Annotated in this window: 18 protein-coding genes; 6 read left to right on the forward strand and 12 right to left on the reverse strand. The window is 62.2% G+C overall.

The genetic code is table 11. The features are described from left to right. Positions 1 to 21: 21 nt before the first annotated feature. From I7X09_RS27115 to I7X09_RS27155, 9 genes are read right to left on the reverse strand one after another with little or no spacing between them, the layout of a single operon-like run. Positions 22 to 576: a hypothetical protein gene (locus tag I7X09_RS27115; protein ID WP_200314594.1), complete on the reverse strand. Its 555-nt coding sequence runs from the start codon at positions 574 to 576 to the stop codon at positions 22 to 24. Next, entirely contained in the window at positions 573 to 1811 is a 1239-nt protein-coding gene (locus I7X09_RS27120; protein WP_200314596.1) for an MlaD family protein, read from the reverse strand. Before I7X09_RS27120 ends, I7X09_RS27115 begins: the two co-directional genes overlap by 4 nt. Then, positions 1808 to 2881 carry an MCE family protein gene (locus tag I7X09_RS27125; RefSeq protein WP_200314597.1) on the reverse strand — a complete coding sequence of 358 codons (1074 nt, stop codon included), beginning with the start codon at positions 2879 to 2881 and terminating at the stop codon, positions 1808 to 1810. The genes I7X09_RS27120 and I7X09_RS27125 overlap by 4 nt, the downstream gene beginning before the upstream one ends. Next, positions 2881 to 3960 carry an MCE family protein gene (locus I7X09_RS27130; RefSeq protein WP_200314598.1) on the reverse strand — a complete coding sequence of 360 codons (1080 nt, stop codon included), beginning with the start codon at positions 3958 to 3960 and terminating at the stop codon, positions 2881 to 2883. The genes I7X09_RS27125 and I7X09_RS27130 overlap by 1 nt, the downstream gene beginning before the upstream one ends. Further along, positions 3957 to 4949 (reverse strand): MCE family protein, encoded by a 993-nt coding sequence (locus tag I7X09_RS27135; protein ID WP_234036730.1) that lies wholly within the window; start codon positions 4947 to 4949, stop codon positions 3957 to 3959. The genes I7X09_RS27130 and I7X09_RS27135 overlap by 4 nt, the downstream gene beginning before the upstream one ends. Beyond that, entirely contained in the window at positions 4946 to 5956 is a 1011-nt protein-coding gene (locus tag I7X09_RS27140) for an MCE family protein (RefSeq protein ID WP_200314600.1), read from the reverse strand. Before I7X09_RS27140 ends, I7X09_RS27135 begins: the two co-directional genes overlap by 4 nt. Continuing rightward, positions 5953 to 7137 (reverse strand): MCE family protein, encoded by a 1185-nt coding sequence (locus I7X09_RS27145; RefSeq protein WP_200314601.1) that lies wholly within the window; start codon positions 7135 to 7137, stop codon positions 5953 to 5955. The genes I7X09_RS27140 and I7X09_RS27145 overlap by 4 nt, the downstream gene beginning before the upstream one ends. Next, entirely contained in the window at positions 7134 to 7979 is an 846-nt protein-coding gene (locus I7X09_RS27150) for an MlaE family ABC transporter permease (RefSeq protein WP_095970882.1), read from the reverse strand. The genes I7X09_RS27145 and I7X09_RS27150 overlap by 4 nt, the downstream gene beginning before the upstream one ends. Next, positions 7979 to 8818, reverse strand: a complete 840-nt coding sequence (locus tag I7X09_RS27155) for an MlaE family ABC transporter permease (protein WP_234036731.1) — start codon at positions 8816 to 8818, stop codon at positions 7979 to 7981. The genes I7X09_RS27150 and I7X09_RS27155 overlap by 1 nt, the downstream gene beginning before the upstream one ends. A gap of 228 nt (positions 8819 to 9046) precedes the next feature. On the opposite strand from I7X09_RS27155, the gene I7X09_RS27160 reads away from it, so the two are divergent. Both I7X09_RS27160 and I7X09_RS27165 read left to right on the forward strand, forming a co-directional pair. Further along, positions 9047 to 9676: a carbonic anhydrase gene (locus tag I7X09_RS27160; RefSeq protein WP_095970884.1), complete on the forward strand. Its 630-nt coding sequence runs from the start codon at positions 9047 to 9049 to the stop codon at positions 9674 to 9676. A gap of 97 nt (positions 9677 to 9773) precedes the next feature. After that, on the forward strand, positions 9774 to 10520 hold the full coding sequence (locus I7X09_RS27165) for a DUF4232 domain-containing protein (RefSeq protein WP_095970885.1): 747 nt from the start codon (positions 9774 to 9776) through the stop codon (positions 10518 to 10520). Between the two features lie 21 nt (positions 10521 to 10541). Here the strand turns inward: I7X09_RS27165 and disA are convergent, their stop codons facing one another. After that, on the reverse strand, positions 10542 to 11627 hold the full coding sequence (disA, locus tag I7X09_RS27170; RefSeq protein WP_024487741.1) for a DNA integrity scanning diadenylate cyclase DisA: 1086 nt from the start codon (positions 11625 to 11627) through the stop codon (positions 10542 to 10544). A 96-nt stretch (positions 11628 to 11723) separates the two neighbouring features. On the opposite strand from disA, the gene I7X09_RS27175 reads away from it, so the two are divergent. After that, positions 11724 to 12284 carry a PaaI family thioesterase gene (locus tag I7X09_RS27175; protein ID WP_095970886.1) on the forward strand — a complete coding sequence of 187 codons (561 nt, stop codon included), beginning with the start codon at positions 11724 to 11726 and terminating at the stop codon, positions 12282 to 12284. A gap of 23 nt (positions 12285 to 12307) precedes the next feature. On the opposite strand, the gene radA is transcribed toward I7X09_RS27175, so the two are convergent. Together radA and I7X09_RS27185 are read right to left on the reverse strand one after the other, a co-directional pair. Continuing rightward, the gene (gene radA / locus I7X09_RS27180; RefSeq protein WP_003945739.1) at positions 12308 to 13741 is read right to left on the reverse strand and encodes a DNA repair protein RadA; all 1434 of its coding nucleotides are present in this window, start codon (positions 13739 to 13741) and stop codon (positions 12308 to 12310) included. A gap of 98 nt (positions 13742 to 13839) precedes the next feature. Next, a complete protein-coding gene (locus I7X09_RS27185) occupies positions 13840 to 14475 on the reverse strand; it encodes a copper chaperone PCu(A)C (RefSeq protein ID WP_095970887.1) in 636 nt (211 codons plus the stop codon). A gap of 265 nt (positions 14476 to 14740) precedes the next feature. Between I7X09_RS27185 and carD the strand changes: the two genes are divergently transcribed. From carD to ispF, 3 genes are read left to right on the forward strand one after another with little or no spacing between them, the layout of a single operon-like run. Next, positions 14741 to 15229, forward strand: a complete 489-nt coding sequence (gene carD, locus I7X09_RS27190; RefSeq protein WP_003945666.1) for an RNA polymerase-binding transcription factor CarD — start codon at positions 14741 to 14743, stop codon at positions 15227 to 15229. Positions 15230 to 15251: 22 nt separating this feature from the next. After that, the gene (ispD, locus tag I7X09_RS27195) at positions 15252 to 15950 is read left to right on the forward strand and encodes a 2-C-methyl-D-erythritol 4-phosphate cytidylyltransferase (RefSeq protein WP_124568916.1); all 699 of its coding nucleotides are present in this window, start codon (positions 15252 to 15254) and stop codon (positions 15948 to 15950) included. Further along, positions 15951 to 16427: a 2-C-methyl-D-erythritol 2,4-cyclodiphosphate synthase gene (gene ispF, locus I7X09_RS27200; protein ID WP_095970889.1), complete on the forward strand. Its 477-nt coding sequence runs from the start codon at positions 15951 to 15953 to the stop codon at positions 16425 to 16427. It begins immediately after the preceding gene. Positions 16428 to 16436 lie beyond the last annotated feature (9 nt).

The raw sequence follows: 16436 nt of genomic DNA on the forward strand, positions 1-16436 counted from the left end.
AGATACTACGCCGTGACGAGGTCACAACAACTGCACGTTGCTCAGTTTCCACTCGCCGTCCTCGCGGACCAGCGACAGTTGCATGCGGTTGCGGTCGATCCTCGGATCCGGGGAGTTGGTGTTCGTAATCGTCTGATCGAGGAAAACGAGCACCTCGGCATTGTCCCGGTCGCTGCTCGCCAGCCCGGCAGAAATGATCTGAGCGGACGAGGTCGCCTGATACTGCACGATCATGTTCTGCAGATTGGCGGCCACCTGGGCGTACTGGCCGGCAAACTCGCCGACGGAGTTGTCGCGCACCACGGAGAGGTTCTGATCGAGGTTCTGGAAGTTGTACGTCGCAAGATCAGTGGCGAATTGCCGTCCGCTGTCCAGTGCGCTGGTGCGGGCGTCTTCGTCGATCGATCTCTGCCAGGTCGCGAAGGCGCCCCAGCCGAGCGCCGCTACGACGACCAAGGCGCCGGCAACGATCAGCAGGGTCTGCTTGCGAAGGCGCGTGGGCTTCTCGACGACTGTGGGTGTTGGACTCTCGGAGATCTCGGGCTCGGGTGTCTCGGACTGAGGTGTCTCGGTCATTGCGTTCCTTGTACTAGTAGTGCGGCAAACGAGTTGTCACCGAGAACGGTGTTCTGACCACCGTTGAGGCCCAGACGAATCGACGTTCCGTCACCGGCTGCAACCGTGCCGAGGGCAGGATCGTATTCGGCAACCCCGTCGATCGTTCCAGTTCCGGTGGGGACGTTCTGTGAGCCGCGATTCTGGATCCGGCCCGACTGGTCCGCGCAGTGTTGGTTCTTGTCGAGCGTGGTCGGTGAGGTGTCCTGTACCGATCGCCGGGGCGTGTCGTAGATACAAACCGGACCCAGTGCTGTGATCAGATCAAGCTGAGCGCGTCCGTCTTCGACGATACTTCCGAACTTCTCGAAACCTTTGGGTACCACTACCAACAAGGCATCGACCGCGGGCATCCGTGCGGTGACGATCTGAGTGGAGACGAGAGAATTGGCCAACAGAAGACTGAACGGCTCGCGGCTCTGTTCGATGAGAGGCAGTATCTGATTGTCGAGAACGCTCGGGCTTCGATCGAGGAGAGTGCGCAGTTGCGGATCGGAGTTTCGTACCTGATCTGTCAATTGGCGAAGTGTGAGTGCAACTTCGGGAAGAGCGTCGACATTTTCCTCGTTCGCAGCAAACAATGAGCGCGAGTTCTCGACGAGCGTGTTGACACGGGGCTGATCGGCTTGAACGGTGCGCGCAAGCACGTCGAAGTTGTCGACGAGCGCTTGTAGATCCGGACCCAATCCGTTCAATCCCTCGCCGAGTTCGTGCGAGAGTGTCCGTAGGTCTGCCGGATCGACAGTGTCGGCAGCAGCGTTGAAGTTCGCGATCACGGTTCCCAACGCGACCGGGATCGACGTGCGCTCAGTCGGAACAACTGAGCCTTCATGCAGATACGGGCCGCCGTCGGTCTGCGAAGTCAACTGAACTTTCAGTACCGGGACTGCGGTGTCCTGGCTGATGGCCGCATGCGAATCGTCGGGGATCTGTTGGTCGGCGGCGATGCTCAGCGTCATCACGACGAGGTCCCGGGCAGATTCAACCTCTACCGACTCGACGTCGCCGACGGTGACTCCGCGATAGGCCACTTCCGAACCCGGAGCGATTCCAGCCGCGTTCTCCAATTCGACGGTGACCGAGAATGTTCCGGTGAAGGGATCTCCAGCACCTACTTGTCGGAGCACATACGTCGTGCTGACCACCGCGATGAGGAGAAAGGCGACGATCTCGAAATAGACGGTTCGGTTCTTCATCGCGTTCCTCCTTGCAGGGGTGTCGTGATCGGCAGTTCCCGATCGGAGGCGGGCAGAGGTGGCAGTGGCGGTGCGGCGCCCGGAATTATCTCGTTGAGCACTCCGGTCACGGTGCCCTCGACATCGACGTCGAGGTCGATGTTCACGTAGTCACCCGGGCTGGCGCGCTCGAGGAGCACTCTCGCATTGTCCAGGTTGGCCATCGTCTCACCCAGTGTCGGGCCCATTGCCGAGAACTGGTCGAGGATAGGTGACAGACGTCCGGTTATCTCTGATATCTGGTCGGCCGACTGGTCGAGTACGGAATTGGTTGCGGTACTGAGTCTGTCGGTTTCGTCGAGTAGATCGAGGAGCGGTTGTCGTTGGTCGGCGATCACGCCCAATGCGGGTGTGAGTGTGCGCAAGCCTTCGTCGATGGTGGCGCTCTCGTCGCCGATGAGAGCGCTCAGCCGATTCAGCGAGTCCAGCGCCGAGTTGATCGATTCCTTTCGGTCTTCGAGTGTCCCGAGAAAAGTGTCCAGGCGCCCAAGTAGATCGCGGATCGTCTCTTCCCTGCCGTCGAGAATCTGATCAGCCTCGCTCACGATGGTCTTGACCTGTGCCAACCCACTGCCGTTCAACAAAGTTCCGACGGCGCCGAGTAGTTGTGCGACGTCGGGTCCGCGGACGGTCTCCGAACGCTCGATGGTGGAACCTGGTACGAGCATGGGGCCGGTTGAATCGACCGGAACTTCGAGGTTGACGAACGCATCGCCGATCGGGGTGGACAACTCGATCCGAGCGCGGGTGCCGGTGGGTAGTTCGATATCGGATTCGATCTCGGTATGTACCACGGCTGCAAAGGTTTCCGCGCTCATCGACGTGACTCTGCCGACCACTGCCTGACCGATACGCACCTCGCCGCCGACGGGAAGCAATGACGCATCGACGAATTCCATGTTCAGCGGGTACGACTCTCCCGGCAGAGAGCGCCCGAGAGGGAGGTGCTGGAAGTTGAGACTGCAGCCGGTCAAAGGCGCCGCGATGGCGAGTGCCACGACAACGCTCACTACGGGCTTGTTCGACGCCATCAGTTGCCCCCACCGAGGATGCGTGCCAGGTCGGAGCTGCCTGCCGAGGGAAATTCGATGGGATTGACGATTCCGGGCCCTGTGCACAGCGGAATCGGCATCTTCTCGCACAGTTCTCGTGTCGTGTCGAACTGTGAGAGATCGGTGGCGACGTTCAACCGTGCTCTGGCTCGGCCTTCTTCGGTGACGAGGTTGGACACGTTCTCGAATCCCGTTGGTGCCGTTTCAATGATCTCGCGCAATTGGTCCTGTTTGGTCGCGACTGCGCCGGCCAACTGTGCAAGCGTACCCAGATCGGCGGTGACCGCCTCGCCGTGTTCGGCGAGTAGCGCTGAGACCTGTCCGAGCAACGTGGTCAGGGAATCGAGCGCCCCGCTGATGTCTTCTCGCTGGGTACCGAACGCGCGTGCCGTGACGGTCACCGAGTTCGACAGCGAGTCGACCTGGATCTGGTTGTCCGCGATCAACTGCACGAGGGTGTTCAGGTTCTTCACCAGTTCGGAGATGTCAGGACTCGCGCCGGCCAGTACCGAACTGGCCTGTGAGATGGACTGCACGGCATCGTTGAATGCTTGCCCGTTGCCGTCCAACGCGTGAGCGCCTTCTCCGATGAGGTCACCGATCCCACCGCCGTCGGCGCCAGGGCCGAGCGCGACCGTCAGTTCGTTCACCGATGCGGTGAGCTGGTCCCATGTCAGCGGGGAGTGAGTTCGTTCGAGAGGGATCACTGCGCCGTCCGCGAGGAATTCACCGTCCTCGTATCCGGGGCCGAGTTCGATTGTGCGGTCACTGATGACCGAGGGAGAAAGGACCCAGGCCTGCGCGTCGGCCGGTATACGTGTTCTGGATGGCAGGCTCAGCGCCACTCGAACCCGGGACCCTTCCGGCGTGACGCTCTCGACCCTTCCGTTGGGAACTCCCAGAATCGTCACCGTGTTACCGGTGAAGATTGCGTCGGTCGAGGTGAATTCGGCGGTGAGAGTGAGTCGGTGTTCGTCACGCGTGACGAACAGGACGGCACCGATCGCGCAGATCACTATCGCTGCCAGCACGGCGAGTTTCTTGACGGTCGTAGTCATCGACACCCCTGAACGAGCCCGACGACGCACAACCAGTTGTCCGGGATGAGTGTGGAGGGTGAGTTGAGATCGAGCCAGTTGCCGTTGCCGGTCGCGTTCGTGACGTACCGAACGCTGGGTGCGAAGTTGTCGAGCAGCGTGGTCAGTGATTGTTCGTTCTCGGACAGAACTCCCGTCACCTCGTGGAGGTCTCCCAAGACCGAGTCGACCAATGCCTGATTCTCACCGAGGAACTGGGCAATGTTGGTGCTCAACTGATTCAGGTCTTGTACGAGCGCAGTCAGCACATCTCGCCGGTCGGCGATCGTTGACATCACCAGATCCGCATTTCCCAGAAGGGTTTCCAGCGTGTCCCTCTGCTCGATCAACGTTGTGGTCGTCTGCTGCGCTCCGGTGAGAAGGGAACGGAATGCATCGTCGTTGTCGTTGACTACTCCGGAGAGTGCGTCGATTCCCTCGAGTGAGCGGCGAATGAGTTCGGGATCGTCCGGTGAGTTGTCGGACACCACGGTCAGCATATTTCGCAGTTGTTGCAGATCAAGGTTTTCCGAAGTGGTTTGTGCTCCTCGTCCGAGATCGTCGAGAGTGAACGGAACACTCGTGTTCTCGACGGGAATGGTCGAACCTCCGGGTAGCGAGCGCGATCCGTTCGGAGTGATGTCGAGCGAGCGTCGGCCGAGCAGAGTCGAGATCTTGATGTCCGCACGGGAGTCTTCGCCGAGTGTGACGCCGTCGTCGAGGCGGAAGGTGACTTCAACGGAATTGCCGCTGACCGCCAACGAGGTGACCACCCCGCTCGGGACTCCTGCGACGTTGACCGGATCGTCCTGCGTCAATCCGGTGGCGTTGGCAAAGACGGCGTGATACTCGTTGGTCTTGACCTTCAAGATCAGTTGAGGGACAACGAGTGCGGCCAGAACTACACAGACTCCGACGAGAATGCAGATGATTCCGTTGCGGACCGGGTTCTTGACGGTGAGCCAGTTCATCGGCACACCGCCGAACGCTCGGGGCCGCCGAGAGTCACCGACTGGTCCAGCGCGCTGAGTCGGAAGTTGCAGATGTAGATGTTCGCCCAGCTTCCGTAGCTCATCGCGATCCCCAACTGGGTGAACAATTGATCGAACGCGGTGATACCGGTCGCCAGCGACTCACGATTGTCGACGACGACCCGAGCCGATTGATCGACGGAAGTCAGCGCGCCAGCCAACTCGGGTTCCACGCGCGTCACCAGGTCCTGAAGGGAAGAAGTCAGGGAACCCGCGGAATCAACTGCGGCCGAGATCTGTTGGCGGTCCTGTGCCAAACCGCCGACCAGTGTGTCGAGCGTGTTGATCATCTCGACGAAGTTGGGTCGATTCGTCGTGGTGACGGTGAGTACCCGGTCCAGGTTGGTCAGTAGTTGGTCCAAGATCCCGTCTCGGGACGTCAAGTTCTCGGTGACGGCAACAGTGCGCTCCAGCAGGCTTTCGATGGTGGAACCTTGTCCTTGGAATACCTGGACGACGTGTGCGGCAAGCTCGTTGACTTCTGTGGGGTCGAGCGCGTCGAACAGGGGACGGAAGCCGCCGAGGATGTCGGTGAGGTCGATCGCGGGCTGAGTCTGTTCGACGGGAATGGTGGCCCCGGGGGAGAGGTAATTGCCGGTTGCGCCCCCGTCTTGCCCTGGTTCGATCGAGATCGTCCGTGCCCCCAACAGATCCGCGTACCTCACCACCGCCCGACCGTCGGTCGGAATACGTTGTGTGGATTCGAGTTCGAACCCGACGACGGCTTGGTTGTTCACCAACTCGACGCTGTCGACGCGCCCGACTCGGACTCCGGCGATCTGGACATCACTGCCGGTGACCAGACCGGACGCATTGACGAAGACAGCCTGGTACTGCGAGCTCGACCCGGAGACGGGGTTGATCAGGGTGCTCACCACGACGACGGTGGCGAGAATTGACAGTGCGGCAAACAATCCGAACCTGATCAGAGATTGCTTCACGCTCATCTGCCCACCACCGTCGTGCCGCGAAATACCGGCCCCGCCACGAGAGTGTCCAAAGCTGTACCGCCCTGGGTGATAGCTGAGATCAGGGATTGTTCGGCAGGGCTGCCGACCGGGCCGACGGTTCCGCCGAACGCGGTCGCGGAGGCAGGACAGTTGGGGCCGCGGGTCCCGTCGTATTGCGGGCAGTCGGTCTTTCCGTACGGATACAGATCTGTGACAGACAACCGTAGGTCGGTGCTGAGCCATGGACCGTGGGCCAACGCGGGCGGAAGTTCGATCGTGAGATTGCGCAGGCCGTTGTAGAAGGTGGTGATGTGGTCTGGCCGCGAAGTGATTGCACCGGTGAGGGAATCGGCGTCGTCGATCAAGGTGATCATGCGGTCGCGATTGTCACCGATCAGACTTGTGGCGGCAGATCCCGTACTGGTGCCGGCCCGCAGAAGCCCCGCTAATCCGTCGGATTTCTCGACGACGGTCTTGGATGTGGTGATGGAGTTCTCGAATGCGGCGAGCATGTCCGGCGCACTCGTCGAGAGACTGTCGGCGAGCGTCGCTATGTCGTCGAGGTCGTCGCCGAGTCCGTCGATGACGGGCTGCGCACCGACCAACGCTTGACGGACTGAATCGAGAGACTCGCCGATCTGGTTTCCCTTGCCGCTCATCGCATCAGAGACTGCCGTGAGCGCCACGTTGATGTCGGCGGGGTCGAGGGAAGAAACGAGCGAGTAGATCCGTGAGATCGATTGGTAGAGCTGGACCGCGACTTCGGACTGATCGGATACCAACTCGGTACCCGGTGCGAGAGCAGGACCACGCGAGAGTTCGTCAGGTTGAATGAGGTCTACGAAGAAGTCGCCGAAGATGTTGCGGGGCATCAGCCGCACCTGACTTGTCGACGGTATGTCCTCGAACGCACCCTCGTCGATTGCGAGCGAGATGGTGGAAGCGGTGGTGCCAGGCTCGATGTCGGCGACCGAACCGACGACGACCCCGCGGTACTGAACCGATGATCCGATTCTCAACGCACCGGCGCCGGCGGGGACGACAGCACTGACCTGCGGTGTGGAACTGAACGTGTCCGTGCCCCTGCTGAACAAGAAGACGTAGGCGACGATCAGCAGGACTACCGCAAGTAAACCACGCAGTGCCAGTGCAATTCGACTGGTGTCCGTGACGATCATCCGGTCAACCCGGGAACCTGAGGTTTGAGTCCCCAGAGCGCGATGGTCATGGCGACGTCGGTGAAGGCAAGGAAGACGATGCTGGTGCGCAGCGCTCGTCCGGCTGCTCGGCCGACGCCTTCAGGCCCACCCGTCGCGGTATATCCGTAGTAGCAGTGCACGAGGGTCACGACGACCGCGAACACCATGACTTTTATCAAGGACAACCAGATGTCGTTGGGAGAGAGGAAAAGACTGAAGTAGTAGCCGTATGTTCCTTCCGACTGGCCTTTGACCCGGATCACCGCAAGCGCCGTTGCCATGTACGAAGCGAACAGGCCGACGAGGTACAGCGGGACCACCGCGATGAGCGCCGCGATCATTCGGGTGGTGACCAGGTACCGCAGCGAGGGAATCGCCATGACCTCGAGTGCGTCGATCTCCTCGGAGATCCGCATGGCTCCGAGTTGCGCGGTGAATCCGGTTCCGACCTTGGCAGCCAGGGTGATTGCGGCAACGAGTGGGGCGACCTCGCGAGTATTCGCGATGGCGGACATCACGCCGGAAAGCGGTGCGAGGCCGACGAGGTTCAGTCCGCGGTAGCCCTCGAGTCCGATCTGGGAACCTGCGAAGAACGAGATCGCGAAGATCACGACGACGCTGCCGCCGCCGGCGAGCAGGGTGCCAGAACCGAAGGCCACCTGGGCGACGAGACGGGCGACTTCACGCCAATAGCGCTTGAGGGTTGCCGGAATCGAGGTGATGACACGCGCGTGGAACGTGAACTGATCGCCGAGGCGACTCAGGCCGTCGACGGTGCGCGAACTGACACGTTTGGCACGAATTGCGATGGGCAGGTGCATCAATAGGCACCTTTCACCGAGACGAACAGCGGGTAGAACTGAGTAATTGCGAGGTTGGCGACAAACACGAGAACGAACGAGAGCACGACGGTCTCGTTGACGGCATCGCCGACGCCTTGGGCTCCACGCTTGACGGTCAGGCCTTTGTAGCAGGCCACGATTCCCGAGATGAGCGCAAAGGCAACGGCTTTGATGCCGGAGACGACGAAATCGCTGGGCTGACTGAATTGAACGAGATTGCGCAGGAAGCTCTGGGCGTTGCCGTCGAGGATCAGGACGTGCACGAAGAGGCTTGCGCCCAAACCGATTACGAGAACTATCGAGTTCAGGAGAAGGCAGACGACGGCGATGGCGATCATCCGCGGGACGACCAGGCGTTCGAGTACCGGCAGTCCCAGCACTTCGAGCGCATCGATTTCCTCACGGATCGTTCGCGCGCCCAAGTCTGCGCAGATTGCGGAACCGCCGACGCCGGCGATGATCAGGGCGCACACCAGAGGCCCGGCCTGTCCGATGATGAGGAACGCGACCACGGCACCGCTGTACGCACCTGCACCGATTTGATCTGCGAGCGCACCGATCTGCAGCGCCACTCCCACGCCGAGGGGAATCATCACCAGCGCCGAGGCGACCGAGGTGACGTGGGCGAGAAACCACATCTGGTCGAGCGCCTCACGCCAGGCGAGACGCTTGCGTCGCAGGGTCGTGATCACAGCAACGCACACGCGAACGGTGAAGGTGAACAGCAGTCCGACTTCGGACAGCAGGTTCGAGAACATGTTCGTCTTGGCGGGGGAGGCGGGTGTTGCGTCCCCGGTTGTTCCAAGTTCGGTGCTCACGCCATTCCCCTTTCCGGCCGCATCGTTCTGGTCGGGTTTCTTCGGTCACATTCGGAAGCTCAAAGTGCTCCAGGTCACGTTCGGAGACGGTATCAGGAAACTGACTCTGAAGTAAGTTCCAATTCGGGCATGCCATCACAAGGCGTGAATGTGGACGCGGAGCTTCCGTTTGCGTCTACGCAACCTTCCCGGCGAGAGCCCGAAATGCGACGGGTGCACAATGAGGGAATGCCACGATCAAGCCCCATTTCCGCTTGGAAGTCCCTTCGCGAAGGCAACGAGCGATTTGTCAACGACGCGTCCATTCACCCCAGCCAGGGAATCGCCGATCGCGCGAAGCTGGTCAACGCACAGCACCCCACCGCGGTGCTGTTCGGTTGCGGTGATTCGCGCGTAGCCGCCGAGATCATCTTCGACCAGGGCCTCGGCGACATGTTCGTCGTGCGCACGGCAGGTCATGTGCTCGACGATTCGGTGCTCGGTTCGATCGAGTACGCCGTTCACGTGCTCAACGTGCCGCTCATCGTCGTCCTCGGGCACGACGGTTGCGGTGCCGTGAAAGCAACGCTCGACGCCCTGGACAAGGGTGCGGTTCCCGACGGCTTCATCCGCAGCGTGGTCGAGCGCGTTGCTCCGTCCATCCTGATGGGCCGCAACGAAGGCTTGTCCACCGTCGACGAACTCGAAGGTCGTCACGTCGTGGAGACCGGCTCGTTGATCATGCAGAGGTCGCGGATCATCGCCGACAAGGTGGACAAGGGTGCGTGCGCGATCGTCGGCGTCACGTACACATTGTCCGACGGTCACATGCGTGTTCAGGGCGCTGTCGGCGACATCGGCGAGAGCGTCGAGGGTTAGATCTTCCGGGGCAGTGATCCCTGGCACCGGACAATGGGTACCGACACGCCGTCTCAGCTGACGGTTAGTCGACCCTGAGCCAACTACCGTTGAGTCCGTGTTGGAACCGAATGGACCACTGCCCCCTGAGATCTACTGGCGTCGCCGGGCGCTGGCCATTGGTGCCGCCGTTATTGCGCTGGCGTTGATCATCTGGGCGGCGTCCGCCCTCTTCGGCGGTGGAAGTGATACCCCGGAGGCCGATTCGGCCGCTGCGAGTTCCTCGCTGACAACAGACGTCTCCTTCACCCCCAACCCTTCCGGATCCAACGCACCGGACGGTGGCGGTGGCTCGGGTGGCGGTGCTGCCGGTGGTTCGGGCGGCTCGGGCACGCAGGCTTCGGGATCTTCTTCGTCGTCTTCGTCTTCGTCGACCACCACCGGGGCTCCGGTCCCGGCCGGTCAGTGTGCCGACTCGTCGCTGGCAGTCAAGGCAACCGCAGACAAGGCGACCTTTGCTCCCGGCGAAGAGCCGTCGTTCACGATCGTCATCACCAACATCGGTTCGGCACCCTGCGATCGAGATCTGGCGGGCGGCCTTCAGCAGGTGCTCGTCTACAGCATCGACGGCAAGACCCGTCTGTGGTCCAACGTCGACTGCTACCCGCAGCCCGCAGCTGACGTGCGCAATCTCGCTCCGGGTGAGCAAGCCGCGTTCAAGGTCGCCTGGTCGGCAACGACGTCGACCCCCGAGTGTGCGACCGCGCAGAACCCCGAGCGCAATCCGGTGGGCGCAGGCGCATACACGGTTGTCGGTCAGCTCGGCGCACTGCGAAGCTCTCCGGAGCCGTTCAACATCGCGTGAGAGCGAGCCTGACCGGGCCCGCTAGTTGAACGATCCGGTGATCGACGTTTCCGCGAGCCGGGAAAGTCCTTCACGGATGTGACGGGCCCACAGCCCGCCGATGCCCTCGACCGACTGCAGATCGGCGGCCGTAGCGGCCAGCAGCGACTGAAGAGTGCCGAAGGATCCGACCAACCGGTGGATCTGATGGAACTGCAATCGAGGCACCCTCATCAGCACGCGGTATCCGCGAGGGGTCATCGGAGTGTCGAGTGCTTCGATCGTGCCCGGATAACCGAGAACCCGCGCAAGTGTCGTGAGATCGAGGAGGTCGGCGTCGGTGACGCGATCGAGTGCGACGAGGACGTTGTCCATCGCCGCGGTGCCGATCGGTTCGGGACCGGCCAGGTAGTCCCGAACGATCAGTTGGCGTGCAATGTCGTTGTCGCCGACCAGTTCCTCGAGCTGCAATGCAAGCTGGCGACCGTCGGTGCCGAGCTCGAGGACGTCCTGCTCGATCTCGATCGACACACGGCGAACCATTTCGAGCCGCTGCACGACTGTCAACGCGTCGCGCAGGGTCACGAAATCCTCGATCTCGACGACCGACAGTTGCCGTGTCACTTCGTCGAGTCGCGCTTTGTATCGTTCGAGCGTGGCGACGGCCTGGTTGGCACGCGAAAGTATGGTGGCCGATCCGTCGATGACATGCCGGATACCGCCGACGTACACACTGACGATCGACATCGACTGGCTGACCGAGACCACGGGATAGCCGGTTTGAATTGCCGTGCGCTCGGCGGCGCGGTGCCTGGTACCGGATTCGACGGTGGGAATCTTGTGATCGGGAACGAGCTGGACGTTGGCACGCACGATGCGTGTGCCGTCGGTCGAGAGGACGACCGCGCCGTCCATCTTCGAGAGTTCACGCAAGCGAGTCGGGGCGAACTCCACGTCCAGATTGAATCCGCCGTCACAGAGCGCTTCCATCTCCTCGTCGTATCCGAGGACGATCAGCGCGCCGGTACGACCGCGAAGTATGCGTTCGAGCCCGTCTCGCAGCGCGGTACCCGGCGCCAACCTGGCGATGGTCTCTCGCAATGCCGACGACGACTGTGTGTCCGCCATCGCACTGATCATTGAGAAACTCCCTGCTGAGGTCGATGTCACTTCGGTCGGGTCCGATGCCTGCGCCGGACTGATCCCCGTTTAGATTACCTATCCATGAGTAGTACCTGGACCCTGCCTGACGACCTGACCCTCCCGGAGCCGACCGAATTCTTTCCGGCCGCCGGCGAGAAGCTGCCTCAGCACTGGTCGAAATGCTTCGGCTGCGGCGACGACCAGCCTGCGGGAATGGCGATGAGTTTCAGGGCCGGCAACGGGCTGGAAGTGACCGGTCGTCTGGAGGTCGCCAAGAAGTATCAGGGCGGTCCGGGTGTCATTCACGGCGGCATTCTGTCGACGGCATTCGACGAGGCTCAGGGCATGGCATGCATGGCTCTCGGCTCGCCGGTGGTGACCGGGCACCTCGAGATCGACTTCGCCCGACCGATCCCGTTGGGATCGGTGCTCGAATTCCGGGCTCGCATCGACGGGGTTTTGCGCCGCAAGGTCTACACCAGCGCGGAAGCAGTGATCGTCGAAGGCCCGACAGCGGATCCGGACACGGTGGTGGGAACCTCCCGAGGGCTGTTCCTGACCATCACCCCGGAACACTTCGCCAAGACCAAGGAGTTCGTGGACGGCGAACCGACTTCTCCGTTCGGCACCTCGTCGGTCTGACGCGGTAGTCGGACACAAGTCGGTCATTTCACCGGAGTGAGCTTGGGGCGAGACGGGGCTTGTTTGCCGCCCATCAATCCGGCATAGGCGAGTGCCTCGGCCAGGTTCGCTACTTCGTTGACGCGCATGCCGGGAATGTTCGGGCCGGAATCGACCGGCACGATGGCGCTGGTGAATCCCAATCGGGCAGCTTCGATCAGCCGCCGGTTGACGCCGGCAACTCGTCGAACCTCTCCGGCGAGTCCGACCTCGCCGAGGATGACGAGCCCTTTGGGGACGGGTTTGGCTTTCACCGCGGAAGCGACCGCTATGGCGAGAGCCAGATCGGCACCCGGCTCGGTCATTCGCATACCGCCGACGGTCGCGGCGTAGACGTCGGCCTTCGAGATCGACACTCCGACGCGGCGCTCCAACACGGCCAGAACCATGGCCACACGGGCGGTGTCGAGCCCGCTGACGGCTCGGCGAGGTGTCGGTAGAGGCGTGGCGGCGACGAGGGCCTGAACTTCACCGAGTAGAGGTCGCTTACCGTCCATCATCACTGTGACTGCAGTGCCTTCCACGGCTTCTTCACGGTGATGCAGGAACAGGCCGGACGGATCGCTGATCTCGTTGATGCCCTGCTCGCTGAGTTCGAAGCATCCCACTTCGTCGGCCGCACCGAATCTGTTCTTGACGCCGCGGACCATGCGCAGGGTGGAGTGCTTGTCACCTTCGAAGTGCAGAACCACGTCCACGAGATGCTCGAGCGAGCGCGGACCGGCGACGGCGCCGTCCTTGGTGACGTGGCCGATCAGAAGCACCGGGATCCCGCTGGCCTTTGCCAGGGAGGTCAGGGCGCTGGTGACGGCCTTGACCTGAGTCACGCCGCCGACGACTCCGTCGACGTCGGCAGCAAGCATGGTCTGTACCGAGTCGACGATGACCAGGGTCGGCTTGACCTGCTCGATGTGGCCGAGAATGGTCGCGAGATCGGATTCTGCCGCCAGATACATCCGTTCGTGGACAGAGTTGGTGCGGTCTGCCCGAAGTCGAACCTGACCGGCAGACTCCTCGCCCGTGACGTACAAGGCTCGATCGTCCGCGCTGCGCATCGCCCAGCGGTAGACGACCTCGAGAAGTAGCGTGGATTTTCCGACACCGGGTTCTCCGGCGAGCAGAACCACCGAACCAGGTACGACGCCACCGCCGAGTACACGGTCCAACTCGCCGATCCCGGTGGGCTTGGCCTGCGTCGAGGTGCTGTCGATCTGTGTCAACGGTGTGGCCGGCGTCGTCGGTAGCACGGCGCTTGATCCCGCTTTTGCGAGTGAGGCGCCGGCGCGGCTGGCGACGGGTGCCACTACGGCGACCTCGGTCATCGAGCCCCACGAATCGCAGTCCGGACATCTACCGACCCATTTGGGCACTACCGACTGGCATTCGGAGCAGCGGTAGTTCGATTTCACTTTGGCCACCGGGACAGACTAGAGGCGGGGTCCGACATGGACCCCGCCTCTAGTGCATTACTGAAGTTGTTCTGCGAAGCGCAATGTGCGCCTTGGTGATTCGGGGCTCAGTGCCCGGCTTCTGCAACGTCAGGCGACTTGTCCGACTCGTTGCGCTCGAGCTGCGGGCCGGCGTCGACAGGCACGTCGACGGTGACCGAACCGGCCTTCTCGAACTTGAAGGTGATCGGGACGGTCAGGCCCGGGCGAACGCCCGCCTTGATGTCCTGGAGAACGACGAGAGTGAGCGCAGCGGGTGCGTCGTCGTTCTCTTCGTTGTTCTTGATCTGGGTCTCGGCCTCGGTCGCGGCACCTTCGCCTGCGGGCAACTGGCCGGCCTGCAGCGACGTCTGCGGCTTGATCGTCAGGCCGCCGACCTCTTCACCTGCGACGACGCGTGCTGCGTAGTCGGTGGTGATGCTGACGAGCTTGTCCGTGGTCTCGGCGCTGTCGTTCACGATGCTGAAGGCGAGCACGGCGTTGCCGCCCGGCTCGATGCTGTACTCCTCGGACGAGGGGTAAGCGATGTGCACGTTGCGCAGTGCGATCTCACCGAGGTCGGCGCTGTTGCCGTTCACGGCGGCCTGCTGGACGGCGGTCTGGCTCACCTGTCCGGAACCGCAAGCGGACAGCGCGATGGCTGCGCCTGCAGCCAGTGCAATGGCGGTAGCGACTCGACGAGTCGGCTTACGGATAGCAGTCACGATTTGTCCTCCACGGCGTCAGGTTCGCACTCCACTAGGCAGAGTAGTAGATAAGGTCCCGCGGGCTGGCCGTCGGGTAGCCACAACGGTTGTCTGCGTGGGCTTTCAGTCGGTTACGCAGGGGTGCTCCAGACCAGTTGAATGCACGTACAACAAGCCCTGTCAACCCCTACGCTCGAGCAAGGATGCCCCTGACCTGCACAGTTGATGAGTGGTCGGTTCTTTCACGTGTTAAACTAGTGGAATCGAAAGGGGCACGGGACACATGATTTTCAAGGTCGGAGACACCGTCGTATACCCCCATCACGGTGCGGCGCTGATCGAAGCTATCGAAACCCGCACCATCAAGGGTGAGCAGAAGGAATACCTGGTTCTGAAGGTCGCTCAAGGCGATCTCACAGTACGGGTTCCTGCAGACAACGCAGAGTACGTCGGAGTTCGTGACGTGGTCGGCCAAGAAGGCCTCGACAAGGTTTTCCAGGTTCTGCGAGCACCGCACACCGAAGAGCCCACCAACTGGTCTCGTCGATACAAGGCAAATCTCGAGAAGCTTGCCTCAGGTGACGTGAACAAGGTTGCAGAAGTTGTACGTGACCTGTGGCGTCGTGAGCAGGACCGCGGACTTTCCGCTGGTGAGAAGCGCATGCTCGCCAAGGCTCGTCAGATTCTCGTCGGAGAGCTCGCGCTCGCCGAGGGCACTGACACCGAGAAGGCAGAGACCATTCTCGACGAGGTCCTCGCGGCCGCGTCCTGACTGCAACTCAACAAAGCTGACAGTGGCAGTAGTAGCCCTGGTACCTGCCGCAGGTCGGGGAGTGCGATTGGGTGAGAAAGTGCCCAAGGCATTTGTCGAACTCGGTGGGTGCACCATGCTTGCACGCGCGGTCGATGGACTCCGGAAATCCGGGGCGATCGACCGCGTTGTTGTCATTGTGCCGCCTGAACTGGTCGAATCCGTCGTAGCCGACCTCGGTCGTGCAGCGGACGTCGACGTCGTCGGCGGTGGTGACGAAAGAACCGATTCGGTTCGTGCCGGCCTCAGTGCGGCAGGCGATGCAGATTTTGTTCTCGTGCACGACGCTGCGCGGGCATTGACACCGCCGGAGTTGATCGCGCGCGTCGTCGACACCCTCCGAGCGGGCAGCTCCGCGGTCATCCCGGTACTCCCGGTTACCGACACGATCAAGTCGGTCGACGTGCTCGGCGCAGTCACCGGTACGCCTCTGCGTTCGGAGTTGCGTGCGGTGCAAACTCCTCAGGGCTTCTCCACCGACGTCCTGCGCAGTGCGTACGAAGCCGGTGACGTCGCCGCGACCGACGACGCCGCTCTGGTCGAGCGTCTCGGTGTCTCGGTACAGACGATTCCCGGCGATGCTCTCGCCTTCAAGATCACCACTCCGCTCGACCTGGTCCTGGCACGGGCGCTCCTGAGCTCGGAGACAGAGTTGAGCGCGGATTCACAGGACGGAAATTAGATGCGCGTCGGTCTCGGCACGGATGTTCATCCCATCGAGGTCGGTCGTCCTTGCTGGATGGCCGGGTTGCTGTTCGAGGAAGCAGACGGGTGCTCGGGCCATTCGGACGGCGACGTAGCCGTCCACGCTCTGTGTGACGCGTTGCTCTCTGCGGCGGGCCTCGGTGACCTCGGTTCGGTTTTCGGCACCGGCAGGCCCGAATGGGACGGCGTGAGCGGCGCTCGAATGCTTGCCGAGGTTCGCAGACTGCTCGAAGAGAACCAGTTCACCGTCGGCAACGCAGCGGTACAGGTCATCGGCAACCGGCCGAAGATCGGGCCGCGACGCGACGAGGCACAGAGGGTGCTCTCGGACATCCTCGGCGCACCTGTTTCGGTGTCCGCGACCACTACGGACGGCCTCGGCTTGACCGGTCGCGGCGAGGGGATCGCCGCCATGGCCACCGCGTTGGTCATGACAACCGAACACGACAGGTAAGATCGCTGG

Origin of the sequence: Rhodococcus sp. P-2 (assembly GCF_016598535.1) — a bacterium.
Taxonomy (GTDB): domain Bacteria; phylum Actinomycetota; class Actinomycetes; order Mycobacteriales; family Mycobacteriaceae; genus Rhodococcus_F; species Rhodococcus_F baikonurensis.

Excerpts from the sequence above, each read along its gene's own strand:
- I7X09_RS27115 (WP_200314594.1), bottom strand. The coding sequence starts at position 576 with ATGACCGAGACACCTCAGTCCGAGACACCCGAGCCCGAGATCTCCGAG.
- I7X09_RS27120 (WP_200314596.1), bottom strand. The coding sequence starts at position 1,811 with ATGAAGAACCGAACCGTCTATTTCGAGATCGTCGCCTTTCTCCTCATC.
- I7X09_RS27125 (WP_200314597.1), bottom strand. The coding sequence starts at position 2,881 with ATGGCGTCGAACAAGCCCGTAGTGAGCGTTGTCGTGGCACTCGCCATC.
- I7X09_RS27130 (WP_200314598.1), bottom strand. The coding sequence starts at position 3,960 with ATGACTACGACCGTCAAGAAACTCGCCGTGCTGGCAGCGATAGTGATC.
- I7X09_RS27135 (WP_234036730.1), bottom strand. The coding sequence starts at position 4,949 with ATGAACTGGCTCACCGTCAAGAACCCGGTCCGCAACGGAATCATCTGC.
- I7X09_RS27140 (WP_200314600.1), bottom strand. The coding sequence starts at position 5,956 with ATGAGCGTGAAGCAATCTCTGATCAGGTTCGGATTGTTTGCCGCACTG.
- I7X09_RS27145 (WP_200314601.1), bottom strand. The coding sequence starts at position 7,137 with ATGATCGTCACGGACACCAGTCGAATTGCACTGGCACTGCGTGGTTTA.
- I7X09_RS27150 (WP_095970882.1), bottom strand. The coding sequence starts at position 7,979 with ATGCACCTGCCCATCGCAATTCGTGCCAAACGTGTCAGTTCGCGCACC.
- I7X09_RS27160 (WP_095970884.1), top strand. The coding sequence starts at position 9,047 with ATGCCACGATCAAGCCCCATTTCCGCTTGGAAGTCCCTTCGCGAAGGC.
- disA (WP_024487741.1), bottom strand. The coding sequence starts at position 11,627 with ATGGCGGACACACAGTCGTCGTCGGCATTGCGAGAGACCATCGCCAGG.
- I7X09_RS27175 (WP_095970886.1), top strand. The coding sequence starts at position 11,724 with ATGAGTAGTACCTGGACCCTGCCTGACGACCTGACCCTCCCGGAGCCG.
- carD (WP_003945666.1), top strand. The coding sequence starts at position 14,741 with ATGATTTTCAAGGTCGGAGACACCGTCGTATACCCCCATCACGGTGCG.
- ispF (WP_095970889.1), top strand. The coding sequence starts at position 15,951 with ATGCGCGTCGGTCTCGGCACGGATGTTCATCCCATCGAGGTCGGTCGT.